At 37.1% G+C, this 14,305-nt stretch carries 17 protein-coding genes; 12 read left to right on the top strand and 5 right to left on the bottom strand.

Annotated features, from left to right (window positions below; genetic code table 11):
• Positions 1-4: 4 nt before the first annotated feature.
• The 8 genes from rpoD to B3D94_RS09930 all read left to right on the top strand — a co-directional run bounded on the left by rpoD (position 5) and on the right by B3D94_RS09930 (position 5,932).
• Positions 5-1,132, top strand: coding sequence for an RNA polymerase sigma factor RpoD (gene rpoD / locus B3D94_RS09895; RefSeq protein WP_004227165.1), 1,128 nt, complete (start codon positions 5-7; stop codon positions 1,130-1,132).
• A gap of 232 nt (positions 1,133-1,364) precedes the next feature.
• Entirely contained in the window at positions 1,365-1,931 is a 567-nt protein-coding gene (locus tag B3D94_RS09900; protein WP_025115975.1) for a hypothetical protein, read from the top strand.
• 303 nt (positions 1,932-2,234) lie between these two features.
• On the top strand, positions 2,235-2,594 hold the full coding sequence (gene cccA / locus B3D94_RS09905; RefSeq protein WP_008178451.1) for a cytochrome c550: 360 nt from the start codon (positions 2,235-2,237) through the stop codon (positions 2,592-2,594).
• Between the two features lie 164 nt (positions 2,595-2,758).
• Positions 2,759-3,451, top strand: a complete 693-nt coding sequence (locus B3D94_RS09910) for a tRNA (adenine(22)-N(1))-methyltransferase (protein WP_291757205.1) — start codon at positions 2,759-2,761, stop codon at positions 3,449-3,451.
• A 1-nt stretch (position 3,452) separates the two neighbouring features.
• On the top strand, positions 3,453-4,574 hold the full coding sequence (locus tag B3D94_RS09915; RefSeq protein ID WP_291757207.1) for a Nif3-like dinuclear metal center hexameric protein: 1,122 nt from the start codon (positions 3,453-3,455) through the stop codon (positions 4,572-4,574).
• A 15-nt stretch (positions 4,575-4,589) separates the two neighbouring features.
• On the top strand, positions 4,590-4,814 hold the full coding sequence (locus B3D94_RS09920) for a hypothetical protein (protein WP_069482011.1): 225 nt from the start codon (positions 4,590-4,592) through the stop codon (positions 4,812-4,814).
• Between the two features lie 108 nt (positions 4,815-4,922).
• Positions 4,923-5,171: a DUF2164 domain-containing protein gene (locus B3D94_RS09925; protein WP_025115979.1), complete on the top strand. Its 249-nt coding sequence runs from the start codon at positions 4,923-4,925 to the stop codon at positions 5,169-5,171.
• 221 nt (positions 5,172-5,392) lie between these two features.
• Positions 5,393-5,932, top strand: a complete 540-nt coding sequence (locus B3D94_RS09930; protein WP_085961723.1) for an NADPH-dependent FMN reductase — start codon at positions 5,393-5,395, stop codon at positions 5,930-5,932.
• Positions 5,933-6,012: 80 nt separating this feature from the next.
• On the opposite strand, the gene B3D94_RS09935 is transcribed toward B3D94_RS09930, so the two are convergent.
• Positions 6,013-6,192: a hypothetical protein gene (locus B3D94_RS09935; RefSeq protein ID WP_069482010.1), complete on the bottom strand. Its 180-nt coding sequence runs from the start codon at positions 6,190-6,192 to the stop codon at positions 6,013-6,015.
• 230 nt (positions 6,193-6,422) lie between these two features.
• Between B3D94_RS09935 and B3D94_RS09940 the strand changes: the two genes are divergently transcribed.
• The gene (locus tag B3D94_RS09940) at positions 6,423-7,046 is read left to right on the top strand and encodes a hypothetical protein (protein WP_291757212.1); all 624 of its coding nucleotides are present in this window, start codon (positions 6,423-6,425) and stop codon (positions 7,044-7,046) included.
• A gap of 80 nt (positions 7,047-7,126) precedes the next feature.
• Here the strand turns inward: B3D94_RS09940 and B3D94_RS09945 are convergent, their stop codons facing one another.
• Positions 7,127-7,663, bottom strand: a complete 537-nt coding sequence (locus B3D94_RS09945; protein WP_069482009.1) for a tubby C-terminal domain-like protein — start codon at positions 7,661-7,663, stop codon at positions 7,127-7,129.
• 74 nt (positions 7,664-7,737) lie between these two features.
• Between B3D94_RS09945 and B3D94_RS09950 the strand changes: the two genes are divergently transcribed.
• Positions 7,738-8,208 (top strand): GNAT family N-acetyltransferase, encoded by a 471-nt coding sequence (locus B3D94_RS09950; protein ID WP_291757214.1) that lies wholly within the window; start codon positions 7,738-7,740, stop codon positions 8,206-8,208.
• Between the two features lie 41 nt (positions 8,209-8,249).
• Here the strand turns inward: B3D94_RS09950 and B3D94_RS09955 are convergent, their stop codons facing one another.
• Both B3D94_RS09955 and B3D94_RS09960 read right to left on the bottom strand, forming a co-directional pair.
• The gene (locus B3D94_RS09955; protein WP_069482007.1) at positions 8,250-9,509 is read right to left on the bottom strand and encodes a dicarboxylate/amino acid:cation symporter; all 1,260 of its coding nucleotides are present in this window, start codon (positions 9,507-9,509) and stop codon (positions 8,250-8,252) included.
• Positions 9,510-9,773: 264 nt separating this feature from the next.
• Entirely contained in the window at positions 9,774-10,823 is a 1,050-nt protein-coding gene (locus B3D94_RS09960) for a TRAP transporter substrate-binding protein (RefSeq protein WP_291757220.1), read from the bottom strand.
• Positions 10,824-10,935: 112 nt separating this feature from the next.
• Here B3D94_RS09960 and B3D94_RS09965 point away from each other — a divergent pair, with 112 nt between their 5' ends.
• Positions 10,936-12,516: an ATP-binding protein gene (locus tag B3D94_RS09965; protein ID WP_422655548.1), complete on the top strand. Its 1,581-nt coding sequence runs from the start codon at positions 10,936-10,938 to the stop codon at positions 12,514-12,516.
• 28 nt (positions 12,517-12,544) lie between these two features.
• Complete coding sequence (locus B3D94_RS09970) at positions 12,545-13,246, top strand: response regulator (RefSeq protein WP_083244713.1); 702 nt, start codon at positions 12,545-12,547, stop codon at positions 13,244-13,246.
• A 51-nt stretch (positions 13,247-13,297) separates the two neighbouring features.
• Here B3D94_RS09970 and B3D94_RS09975 read toward each other — a convergent pair whose 3' ends face one another.
• Entirely contained in the window at positions 13,298-14,266 is a 969-nt protein-coding gene (locus B3D94_RS09975) for a 4-hydroxy-3-methylbut-2-enyl diphosphate reductase (RefSeq protein ID WP_069482005.1), read from the bottom strand.
• Positions 14,267-14,305 lie beyond the last annotated feature (39 nt).

Raw genomic sequence — 14,305 nt, forward strand, 5'->3', positions numbered from 1 at the left:
GTTTATGGCGGACAAGTCAGAACGTTCAAAAGAGATAGAAGTAGAAATTACATTAGATGATGCAAAAAAATTCCTACAAGAAAAAGCAAAAACAGAGGGTGAAATTTCTATGAAAGAAATTTCAGAGAAACTAACACCTTATGAATTGGAAAATGAAGAAATTTTCCATTTTGCTGAGGATCTTGAAAAGCATAAAGACATTCAAATTATTGGAAAAGAAGAATTTGAAGAAGAAAGTCTAATGAAAGAAGAAGCGAACGAAGAGACTTTCGACTTAAATGATTTGAGTGTACCACCAGGTGTTAAAATCAATGACCCTGTACGTATGTATTTAAAGGAAATCGGTCGAGTTGATTTACTATCTGCAGAGCAAGAAATCGCACTAGCTGAGCGTATTGAGCAAGGTGATGAAGAAGCACGTAAGCGTCTTGCAGAAGCAAACTTACGTCTGGTAGTATCTATCGCTAAACGTTATGTAGGTCGTGGAATGCTATTCCTTGATTTAATTCAAGAGGGGAACATGGGTCTTATTAAGGCCGTTGAGAAATTTGATTACCGTAAAGGGTTTAAATTCTCTACGTACGCTACATGGTGGATTCGTCAGGCTATTACGCGTGCCATTGCAGACCAAGCACGTACAATTCGTATTCCGGTTCATATGGTCGAAACCATTAATAAATTAATACGTGTACAACGTCAACTTTTACAAGATCTTGGCCGAGAACCTTCTCCAGAAGAAATTGGCGAAGAAATGGATTTAACGCCAGAAAAAGTACGCGAAATTTTAAAAATTGCACAAGAACCAGTATCTCTTGAAACACCGATAGGAGAAGAAGATGATTCCCATTTAGGAGACTTTATCGAGGATTCTGAAGCACAATCTCCATCTGACCATGCAGCTTATGAATTGTTAAAAGAACAGCTAGAAGATGTCCTTGATACATTAACAGACCGTGAAGAAAACGTACTTCGTTTACGTTTTGGTTTAGATGATGGTCGTACAAGAACTTTAGAAGAGGTAGGTAAGGTTTTTGGCGTAACACGTGAACGTATTCGTCAAATTGAAGCGAAGGCTCTAAGAAAATTACGCCACCCTTCTCGTAGTAAACGTCTAAAAGACTTCTTAGAATAATTTAAATAGATGGAGCTATCCTACTAGTGTGAAATTACCTAGTTGGATAGCTCCTTTTTTATACCATTGAAAAGGTAAATAGCCCCGTTATTCCCCAATCTTGTTTCCGCTAATAATAGATAATTAGAATGAAGGGAATGAGAGATTTGCGACTTTATACAGATGTATTTCCGAAAGGTGTGAGATAAAATTGTAATGCAACCATTATTAAGCAATGTTTGGAGTTAACATTATGACGAATCCCCGGAAAAAAATTATTCTAAATGAAATTTTGTTTTGGAAGCAAAATAAGCTATTACCAGAGCACTATTGTGACTTTTTAGCAGCTCTTTATACAGAGGGGGCTGATATAGAGGAGTTAGAACCGGTTCAAGATCCTAAACAAGCAATCTTGCCATCTGAAAAAAGAAAGATGCTTCTTTTGGTAGCAAGTCTATGTATCGCTATAATAGCTGTTTTGGCTATCTATTTTACAATAAAATCATTAACACTGATTTTAACCGTTGTCGTAGGTATAGGTGCATGCATATTATTTATCGCTGCGTTTCAAATGGCTCAAAAAAAACATCTATTAGCTCCTATATTTCATTTACTTGCCGCCATCCTATTATTTAGTATATCTATCCGTGTGTGCACTACATATTTTAGTGGAGATAATATCGTTTTGTTTTGCTTGATTGCAGCCAATTGTCTTATTTGGCTTTGGTCAGGTATTAAAATGAAGCTACTCTATTTCACAGTCTCCGGTGTTTTAGGATTACTAGCACTGATTGGCTATTATATCATAAACTTATTGTAATTTTTTGACCCTTATCAATGATCTGCACACTTTATTTCATGTGTGCGGATTTTTTTATTTTTTTGGTATATGAATGTATGCAAAGGGTATGATAACAGTATGAAAAAAAGTTGTGAAATTGACCAAAATTTGGTTTGGCAAGACATATTTTATCCAATAGATACAGAAATGTCGAATTTGTTACAAACAAAGGAAAACTTAGCGAATAGGGCTTTTCGTTTCTTTGTTAATGAAGTACAATATTAGATGTTGACTGATTCTATATTATAATAGAAGTAGACTTAAAATGAGGAGGGGAAACTTATGAAAAACAATCCAGTCGTTCCTTACATCTTAATTCTGGCATTTGGTATTGGTCTTATTTTCTTCATGTCTTTACAAGGTGCAGATAACAAGAAAGAAATTGCTGCTGAACATGAGGGCGGTGGCGAAACTACTGAAACTACAGACGCAAATGATGATGGTGCAGCACTAGTACAATCTTGTATCGGTTGTCACGGTGGTGATTTAACTGGTAGTATGGGTCCAAACCTACATGGCTTAGATGAAGCCCATATCGTTGAAGTTTTAACAAAGGGTATCGAAGGTACTCCTATGCAACCAAACATGAAAACTGAAGCAGAAGCAAAAGCTATTGCTGAATACATTTCTACTTTAGAATAGTATGACTGACAAGTAGCTGTACTGAAATAGTACAGCTACTTTTTAAATGTAAAGAATCATGAAATGGGGTTGTCCACATGAATACTGTGAGACAACTCCATTTGTTTTTTTTCACGACATCATCCATACTAGTAATGGACTCTATTTAAGGTAGGCGGTATAAAATGAACGCACAAAAACTTTCAAAGCGATTAGAAACAGTAGCAAAATTTGTTCCCACAGGAGCGGTAGTAGCGGATATAGGTAGTGACCATGCCTATCTGCCTTGCTATTTAATTCATCAAGGAGTAGCTTCTTCAGCGATAGCAGGGGAAGTAGTAGCAGGCCCCTATGAATCAGCAGTGGGACAAGTACAAAAAGAAGGATTAAACAAAGAAATTACGGTACGTTTAGCAGATGGATTAGCAGCAATAGAATTAACTGACCATGTCGATACAGTAACGATCGCTGGAATGGGCGGTCCATTAATTGTCTCTATTTTAGAGAAGCATCCTGAAAAGCTGCAAGGTGTCACACGTCTCATTTTACAACCTAATATTCATGCCAAGGTAATCCGTGAGTGGGCTTTAGCACATAATTGGGCTATTCTCGATGAAGAAATTTTAGAGGAAGATGATAAAATCTATGAAATTCTTGTGTTGCAAAGAGCACAAATGGAGCTTTCGCCAGCAGAGATTTTATTTGGTCCTAAATTAAGCACACGTAAAGCACCAGCATTTATAAAAAAATGGACGCGTGAAAAAGAAAATTGGCAACGTGTGTTACAATCCATGAAAGATGCAGAACAAACACCTGAAATTGAAGAAAAACGTGCAGAGTTATTGGCTCTTATTCAATTAGTAGAAGGAGTTTTGTAAAATGAAGACGGTAAATGGTCAAGAAATTATTCAAGTATTCGAATCATGGTCGCCTAAAAAACTGGCTTGCATGGAGAATGATCCAATCGGTTTAGCGATTGGTACACTCAATAAACCTGTTAGCAAAGTATTAGTCACTTTAGATGTCAATGAAGCTGTTGCGAATGAGGCCATTGCAAAAGGATGTGAGCTGATCATTGCACATCATCCTCCTATTTTTAGACGTCTAGCGAATATTCGTACAGACCATCCAGCAGGGCAATTATATGAAAAGCTGATTAAACATGATATTGCTGTTTATGCGGCGCATACAAATTTAGATGTAGCTGAAGGTGGAGTCAATGATTTACTTGCAGATGCGCTTCAACTACAGGACCGTACAATACTAGAAGAAACGTACTCAGAGCATCTTTTAAAGCTTGCTGTTTTTATCCCTTCTGCAAATGCTGAAGATTTACGCGAGATGCTAGCCAAGGCTGGAGCAGGGCGCATTGGAGAATATGAAGCATGCAGTTATACAACTGCTGGAGAAGGACGTTTCCGTGCGTTAGCAGGTGCAAATCCATTTGTTGGCTCTGTTGGTGAATTACATGTTGAAGAGGAAGTAAAGGTAGAAGTCGTATTTCCTGAATCGATGAAAAACCGTGTTTTAAAGGCAATGCTTACTAGTCATCCGTATGAAGTGCCAGCCTATGATGTAATTCGTCTTGAACAGCAAACGAATAGAATGGGATTAGGGCGTGTCGGCCACTTAGCTAATGAAATGACCTTACAACAATTCGCAGAGTTCGTGAAGGAGCAGTTACAGGTTCCAGCGGTTCGTGTCGTAGGTGATTTACAGTCTATGATTAAAAAGGTTGCGCTTGTGGGTGGAGATGGTAATAAGTATATTTATGCAGCGAAACGTGCAGGAGCAGATGTTTTTTTAACGGGTGATATGTACTTCCATACAGCACAGGATGCTCAAGCGATGGATCTGCAAATTGTAGACCCAGGTCATCATGTAGAAAAAGTGATGATTGCAGGGGTGGCGGAGAAAATGACGAAGCTATGTGCGGATAAAAAATATGTAGTTGAATTTGTACAATCAACGATTCATACAGAACCATTTTTATTTGTTTAAGCGAGGGGAATAGATGTGGCTAATGAAAGACCTACTGGCAATAAGGCTGGTAAACTGTGGATTATAATCGGTTTATTCATCGCTGTGTTTGGTATAGGGATGACGGTTATGACGAATATGATGAATGAAAAGAAAATCGATGCCATGACTGAACAATGTGAAGACGATGGCGGTCAAGCCATTATATCAAAGGAAAAAAACTTCCTTTCCACAAGTTATTCATTTGATTGTAAACAATAATAAAAGGATGAACATTACTAGGTAGTGTTCATCCTTTTTGTATGCCAAGAATGTAGGATAATGATAAAATGAGCATGAAATCTATTAGCAGAAATGGAGAGATATAACTTGTTTATTCGTTTAACTAAAGAACAGCAAGAAATGATAGTAGCTGATATTCAGCGATTTTTCTACACGCATCGTGATGAAGACATTAGTGAATTTGAAGCAGAGCGTGTGTTAGATTTTATCAAGGAAAATATCGCCCCATATATTTATAATGCAGCAGTTTCAGACGCAAAATATGTAGTGGAAAGACAGTTTAGCTCCATGGAAGAGGAATTAGAGGCGTTGGAACAGCCCATTAAATTAAAGTAATGAATGAGTTCAAAAGTCTCGAATTTAAATAATTGACAGAAAATAAATAAATATGGTAATTTAATCTTGAATTAAAGATTGTTTAATTCGAAATATTCAAAGCGACTACATAGAGGCCATGAATAAAGCTGTATGTATCTGACCAAAATGGTATGAGTGTTGTTCGCGTACATGGAATGACAATGATTTCACAAAATGAATGGGAAAACGAGGAGGGTCATATGTTAAAAATCGGTATTATTTTAGGAAGTACGCGAGAAGGTCGGGTTAGCCCACAAGTTGGAGCGTGGGTAAAGGAAGTTGCAGAAAAACGCCGTGATGCGGAATATGAAATAATTGATATCGCTGATTTTAAATTACCGTTTCTTGGAGAACCAGGAGGAGATACTTCTGGAGTAGCGACATGGTCAGAGAAAGTAGCTGCATGTGACGGCTTTGTATTTATTGTAGCAGAGTATAACCATTCAATCACAGGTGCACTAAAAAATGCATTAGACTTTTTACGAGTAGAATGGAACAATAAAGCTGCGGGTATCGTTTCCTATGGTTCAGTTGGAGGTGCACGTGCTGCGGAGCATTTACGAGGGATTCTTGGAGAATTACTAGTTGCCGATGTTCGAGTTCATCCAGCTTTATCATTATTTACTGATTTTGAAAACGGCTCGGTCTTTAAGCCAAAAGAAGTGCAGGCAGATTCAGTTCATCAAATGTTAGATCAGCTTATTCCTTGGTCAACAGCTTTAAAAACAATTCGATCTTAATATGCATCAAACATATAGACAGCCGCTTTCAGCTATATTTACAGCATGGAAGCGGTTGTTTTTTGTTGGAATCATCACCATTAATGTTCGATTTCTTCAATAACTTTTTCTTTCAAATCTGCATCCATAGAGGATAGTTTGACCGTATTTGAAAGTCGTTCCTTTAATTCCTTATCCGTCAAAATGCCACGCTCTTTTAGAATTTGTACGAGTAGATTCAAGGTCATAATATTTTTAATTTCTGCTGCGTTTGTATCCATTTAAAACCCTCCAAAAATATAGAATTACTACCTCTTTAGTGTACTCCTTTTTAAGAATCATGACACAGAAGGGACAAAACATAGCAAATTTATTTCGTGTTCCGGAATATGTGAGAGAAATTAAGCAATGCCAGTAATGGTCTATTTCATAGTAATGATAAAACAGTGATAGAAAACGGTGAATATTGTATTTGCAGAGCTCATACCTTCCTAACAGGGGGGATTTCATTGTGAAACGGATAGGAGTCGTTACAGGATTAATGCTAGTCATTATCGCAATCATCATCCTGTTTAATAAATATGTAGATGGTAAGCCTTTAGAAGCCGCTATCGAGAAAGGGCCAATAATTACGAAAGAAGAGTTGAGTTTATCACTATTGAAAGATAAGCTCCTTGAAAAATACGTCGGTATTGATGTTAAAACAACTGCGGAAAAGAAATTGGTCATCCAAATTGTAGGGGGAGAAGAGTATGTTCAGTCGGTTAAAACAGACATGGAAGCTATTGCTAAAAGTACTATAAAAAATTCGGCCTTAAAGGATTATCCGATTGTTTTTGAAAGATGGGAATTTACATCATTGCTCGATGGTAATAAAGCGATGGGTAATGATATTAATCTATTAATTGAAGATTTAATTAAAGGGTTACAATCTTTTGATGTATACGAATACTTAATACTAGAGAATCGAACAACCATTACGATTCAAACAACTATAAAAGGTGACAATGCGGAGGCACTTCAACTAGCGACTAAGATGGAAGGCGCAGTAAAAAAAATTGTCCAAATGAATGTGAATCAAAGTGATGCCTATGTCATTCATATATTAAATGGGGAGCGAGAAAAAATAAATTGAAAAAGCATCGAGACTTTAAATCTTGATGCCTTCTTTTTTGCTATGTAATTTCTTAATGTGAAACTTAATTAATAACGCATTTACTTACTCATGGCAAATAAAGCTTGATAGAGTGTTGCGAGGAGTGCAACAAAGTGCATGTCGTCAGATTGGAAAAGTTTAAACATTAGCCCCGTCCGTATGAGCTCGGTCTCTATCGGGCTTGCACTGGCAATTTTCTCTTCATTACAATATAAATAGGCGGTAGCAGTAAAATCCTTCTCAAAACGAAATGCCAAATTGTCCATTGTAAAGGTGTACGAGGATTCTAATAATTGAACTGTTTTTCGGACAATCGGTATGGTGCTACCATCTGGCATAATGAGCTGATGACTAACCCCTTTTGTTAACAGAGTAGATTGTACTTGAAAAAGGGGGGCACCTAAAGTTGTTCGTGTTTCATAACGATAGGGTAAAGTTTGCTGTGTCGCAACTAATAATACGGCATTTAAAACTTTACCAGTAGAAGAACGCTCTACTTTCTGAAGCACACACACTGTTTCGTTGTTTTCATTCGTAATAGGAATATCAGAAAAGCTTTTAAATGCCTTTGGATAGTTAAGTGTAAATGTTGCCATAAAGAAACCTCCATTCATTATGTATACGAGTATGTCATCCAGGAGGTTTCACAAAATTACAGGAGGGGAAAGTTTTGAGCTATTGTTTTCAACCAATTTCACAAGAACAAGCAGAAGATATCGCCTATAACTGGCATTATGAGGGTGACTATTCTTTTTATGATATGGATGCTGATCAGGAGGATTTACGTGCTTTTCTCAATCCGTATACAAGAGGAAATTCTATTTTTGCGGTCTTAAAAAAACAAGAACTAGTTGCTTATTTTAGCATTATGACGGTTGGTGACCAAACGATGGAGATTGGCTTAGGCATGAAACCTAGTCTTACAGGAAAAGGCCTAGGCTTTGATTTTTTAAAAAATGCTATTGATTTTGTCTTGGCAAACTATCCATGTGAAATGATCACCTTATCGGTCGCCACATTTAATCTAAGAGCAATCAAGCTATATCGCAAGGTAGGATTTAGAGATGCTCATACTTATATGCAAGCAACAAATGGTGGTGTCTATGAATTTCTAAAAATGGACTATATAAAAGGCTACTAAAGAGAGACAAGTATCTCGCTTTCAGTAGCCTTTTTAACTATTTAAGGTTGTGCGATTTGACCTGAGAGAGCACGTTTTTCCTGCTCTGTATCAAATTCCTTCTCCATTTTTGAAACAACTACTGTCGCCACACCATTACCAATAAGATTTGTAACAGCTCGAGCTTCGGACATGAAGCGGTCAACCCCGATTAGTAATGCAATTCCTTCTACGGGAATCATCGGGAATGCTGCTAATGTGGCAGCAAGTGTAATAAACCCAGAGCCTGTTACGCCCGCAGCCCCCTTAGATGTAAGCATTAGAATGGCTAGTAATGTGATTTGATGCCAAATATCTAAATCAACACCGTAAGCTTGGGCAATAAATATAGCTGCCATCGATAAGTATATGGATGTTCCATCTAAGTTAAAGGAATAACCTGTTGGTATAACTAGCCCCACAACTTGCTTAGAACAGCCGTAGTTTTCTAATTTACGCATCATGGAAGGCAACGCTGATTCAGATGAAGATGTACCAATAACGATGAAAATCTCATCTTTAATGTATTTAATAAATTTAAAAATACTAAAACCGAAGTAACGTGTAATGAATCCGATGATGACAACGATAAAAATAAACATTGTGATATAGACGGATAACATTAAAAATCCTAAGTTGCCAAGAGATTTAAGCCCAAAGTTGCCGATTGTATAACTCATGGCACCAAATGCGCCAATAGGAGAAATTTTCATTACCATATTAACGATTTTAAAGAAGATATCCGCAACTTGTTCAAAAAATTTTATAACTGGTTTAGCTGGTTCACCAATCGCCGCCGCCGCTAATCCAAATAATACAGCAGAGAATAAGACAGGTAGTAATTCACCATTTGCGAGAGCACCCATAACATTATCAGGGATAATTTGCATAATAAATGCACCCAAACCATGTTCCGCCGCTGCTGCATCTGTATATTGAGAGACATCCGCTCCTTTGGCAGCTTCTGTATTAAAACCTTTACCTGGTTGTACAATATTGACAACTATAAGACCAATTGCTAAGGCAAATGTTGAAACAATTTCAAAATAGATTAAAGCTTTTCCCCCGATTTTTCCAACCTTTTTGACATCACCCATACTACCAATACCAATTACAACCGTTAAGAAGATAATGGGTGCAATTAACATTTTAATTAGTTTTATAAATATATCCGCTAATATTTTTAGCTTAGCTCCAAACTCTGGGAACGTTGCACCTACTATAATCCCTAGAACGATAGCGATCAATACTTGTACTGTTAAGTTTTTAAAATTTATACGCATATAGTTCTCCCCCTACAATATCTATGAAGATTGTGTGAACGCTTTCATGTCGTTATCATAGCTGAAATTTTCCGACAATAGTTTTTATGACCGTAATGTTTCTATTGTTCATTTTGTTCATTTTTCAATGAGAGGGATGATAAATACAGTAATAGCAATGGTTTTAAGCTGTTTTATAGTAGTTTTGAATTTTGATAATCTATTATAATACAAAAGAAAAGATCCCTACGGTATGTAAGGATCTATCATTAATGACCAAAAGTATTATGGTGCAACAATTTTTTTTATCTCAGCTAGGATCTCATCATTTTGTGTTTGGGCCTTATAAAAATCATAGACAGGGGCGAGCTGCTCCTTAAAGCGCTGTCGTTCCTTAAGACTCATTGTAGAAACATCAAAATCATCTTGCTGTTTAAGCTTTAACATATCTTCTTCATTCATACGGGCAGCCTGTTCAAACTGCCAATCCGTTGTTTCCTTCATAGCCTCCACCAATTGATGTTGAATTTTCGCTGGTAAGGAATCCCAAAAACTTTCATTCATTAATACAGCATAGCCTAAAATACCATGCTGTGTGATGGTCATATGTTTTTGAACTTTGTAGAAACCTTTTGAGTAAATATTAGAGGCTGTATTTTCCTGTGCATCAATGGCGTGTTTCTCTAGGTCTGTATAAACCTCACTAAAAGAAATCGGAATAGGCGTTGCTTTCAAAACTTCAAATTGTTTTTCCAATGTTTTACTAGGCATTGTGCGAATGCGTAAACCCTGTAAATCTTCAAATGTATGAATAGGGTGATCCACAGAGGTTAGATGCTTAAAGCCGTTGTACCAAAAGCCCAGTCCTTTTATATGAATAGGTTCTAGCTCGTTTAATAATTGATCACCTATTGTTCCTGTCAGTACTTCCTGTACCTCTTCATTTGTATTAAACAGGAAGGGTAAATCAAGAACTTGCCAATTCGGTACATAGGTTGTCATTTTAGAAAAGGTTGGGATAATCATTTCGACTTCTCCCTTTTGCAAAGCCTGAAACTCATTTTCATCATTAAATAAAGAGGAGTTGGAGTAAACATGCACTTTGACTTTGCCTTTTGTCTTTTCTTCTACTAATTCAGCAAATTTATTGGCAGCCTGTCCTTTTGGCGTATTTTCCGCTACTACATGACTTAAATGGATGGTAATTTGTGTGTCTAACCCCTTTTGCTCATCATCATAGGGAAGCGGGTTCGCGAAAAGTAAACCTTGTTGAACACTAATGGTGATCACTAAAAACAAGACAGTTACAATCGTTCCAATAATAAATTTTTTCATTGAATACACCCAATTTATTCGTATTTTCTATTGTTTTTGTTATTCTAACATATGGAGTAAGCTAAAATATAGTAGGGGGGAGGCGATAATCTTGAAATTTCAGAAGTTATCGATGCAAAGAAAAATTATGTCGCTGACTTTTTTTATTCTTATGCTTTCCTTTAGCATTGGTGGTACTTTTTTGTTGGGATATGTGATGAATGAACAAAAGAGCAAGCTTAGTGACCAAGCGTTACTTGTAGCCAAAACAGTCTCGCAGCTTCCCGAAATCAAAACCTATATTTCCCATGAAAACATAGAAATAGCCGTACAACATATTAACCCTGTGGTAGAAGAAATCCGAGATATAAATGGGGCTCAATATATAGTGGTTTTGGATATGAAAAGACGGAAGTATTCTCACCCAAATAAAAAGGAACTTGGTAGCATTTCGCAATCTGCTGATTTAAACGCTGCTTTTTCTGAACATTACTATACGTCAATCGCGCATGGGGAGCATGGTAACATGGTTCGTGCGTTTGTACCAATCATGAACAATCAAGGACAACAAATAGGTGTTACGGTCGTTGGATATAGTGTTTTGACGGTGGCGGAATTACTGCAATCCATGCAAACTGAGCTGATCATTACTTTACTACTATCTTTAATCTTTAGTGTATGGGGTGCGCGAACATTAGGGCTTCATATGAAAAAGCAAATGTTTGGATTAGAGCCCCATGAAATTGCCAAAATGTATGTAGAACGAACGGAAACCTTTAATGCGATGCATGAGGGTATTATTGCTATCGATAATGATTTGACCATTACCATTTTTAATGAGAAAGCCTGCGAAATACTTGGGGTTGACGAAAAACCACCTAATTTGATTGGTCAGAAAATTTTTCACGTCTTACCAGATACAAGACTACCTGAAATTTTGGAACTTGATCAGCCACTATTTAACCGAGAGTTATATATAAATGATCATAGTATTATGAGTAATCGTATTCCTATACAGGTTAGTGGAGAAACTGTTGGAGCAGTGGCCATGTTTAAAGATCGTACAGAAGTTAAAAAGCTTGCTGAAGAACTGACTGGAGTACGAGCATTTGTCCAAGCGCTTCGTGTTCAAACACATGAGCATAAAAATAAACTGCATACGATAGCCGGACTTTTACAACTTGGACATCATGATCAGGCTTTATCCTACCTAACGCAGGTAAAGGAAGAACACGATGAAATTACTAACTTTTTAAATGAACGTATTAAGAATGAAAATATTTCAGGGCTATTACTTAGTAAAATTTCCTATGCTAAAGAACAAGGAATCCGACTGGAAATTGACCGTGAAAGTCGCTTAACATCTTTTCCACCTAATTTAGATCATCATGATTTCGTCATTCTATTTGGAAATTTAATAGAAAATGCCTTTGATGCATTAAGGGATATGCAGGTGAAGGAAAAGGTTATCCATGTTTCTGTCGATGAAGACGAGGATGTCTTAGCCATTCTTGTCACGGATAACGGTGTTGGCATGACAGATGAGATCAAGAGCCATATTTTTGACAATGGCTATTCTACAAAAGAGAAAAATTACAGGGGAATAGGGCTGTTTTTAATTAAAGAGATTGTTGAAAAAGGACAGGGTGATATTGAAGTCATCAGTGAACCAAATAAAGGGACTAGTTTTTTACTAACATTTTACTATGCATAAGCATTAACGTTGGAATGGAGGGCTGATAGTGGTACAAATCAAAGTATTATTAATTGAGGATGATCCAATGGTGCGTGAAGTAAATCGACAGTTTATTGAAAAGGTCGATCAATTTCAGGTAATTGGACAAGCATCAAATGGTTTAGATGGAGTGACGCAAATTCGTCAACATCAGCCTGACTTAGTATTTATGGATATTTTTATGCCGGAGCAAGATGGCATCACTAGTTTACGTAAAATTCGCGAGCTGGACTTACCAGTAGATGTCATTACTGTAACGGCTGCGAATGATATGGACACGGTGAAACAAGTATTGCATCTAGGTGTTTTTGATTATATTATGAAGCCTTTTTCGTTTGAACGTGTTAAAGGGACACTTGAAAATTATTTACGCTTTAAAAAACAAACGCTAACGGAACGCGAGCTTACACAAGGCGAATTGGATCAATTATTCCATTATCGTGATGGACAAAGCCCTTTGGAGCAGTCTTCCTTATTACAAACAGAAAAAAATCTTCCGAAAGGTTTTAACCGTACAACGCTTGAAAAGGTGGTACACTTTTTGCAATCGGTAGATGGTGCATCGGCAGAAGAGGTGGCAAGTGGCGTTGGTATTGCCCGGGTGACGGCTAGAAGATATTTAGATTATTTAGAGAAACAAGAGAAAATTACGATGGATGTCCATTATGGTGGAATTGGTCGTCCGATAAACTATTATTTTAGTAAATAAAGAAAAAAATCCTGATTGTCATCATGACAACCAGGATTTTTTTTATAGTAATCAATTGGGCATAATTTTCTCGACTGGTGTAGGTGTTTTAATCTTCGGTAGAATTTTATCTAATGTTACTGTACGTTTGATAACGTGTGTGGATGGATCATTTTCATCAAATTGATCTAAGAAGGAAATGACCTCTTTGACAATAGGCGTTGGTGTTGAAGCACCTGCTGTCACAGCAACTCTATTAATCCCTTTTAACCAATCTATTTTTAGCTCTGAAACGTCCGCGATACGATAGGAAGGTGTCCCAGCGATTTCAACAGAAACTTGCGTTAAACGATTGGAGTTATTCGATTTAGGGTCGCCTACAACAATCAATAGATCTGCTTCGCCTGCCTGCTGAGCGACAGCTTCTTGACGAACTTGAGTAGCTAAACAAATCTCTTTGTGTACCTCAATATGAGGGAATTTTTCTTTTAAACTATCCATCAAATGGGCGACATCCCATTGGCTCATTGTCGTTTGATTAGTGACAAGCAATTTATCATTCGTTAAGTTTAACACATCAATATCATTGGAAGATTGAACTAAATGGACATGATCAGGTGCAACGCCAATGGCACCCTCAGGTTCCGGATGTCCTTTTTTCCCAATATAAATAATATCATAGCCTTCTGCAGATTTTTCACGAATTAAATCGTGAGTAACTGTTACATCAGGACATGTAGCATCAATGGACACTAGGCCTTTACGCTTCGCAATTTCACGAATTTCAGGTGAAACACCATGTGCTGTGAAAATCACAGTACCAGATTCAACTTGTTCGATAATTTCTAAGCGATTATCGCCGTCTAAAGTGATGATACCATCTTCTTCGAACGCGTCTGTGACATGTTTATTATGGACAATCATCCCTAAAATGTAGATAGGTCTTGGTAATGTTTTATCAAGTGCGGCGTTTCGTGCGATGACCATCGCATCAACAACACCGTAGCAATAGCCACGTGGATTAATTTTTAATACTTGCATGGTTGTGACTCCTTTCAAGCTTTACCTATCTACATTATA

It is taken from the genome of Lysinibacillus sp. UBA5990 (assembly GCF_002429815.1).
GTDB lineage: Bacteria > Bacillota > Bacilli > Bacillales_A > Planococcaceae > Lysinibacillus > Lysinibacillus fusiformis.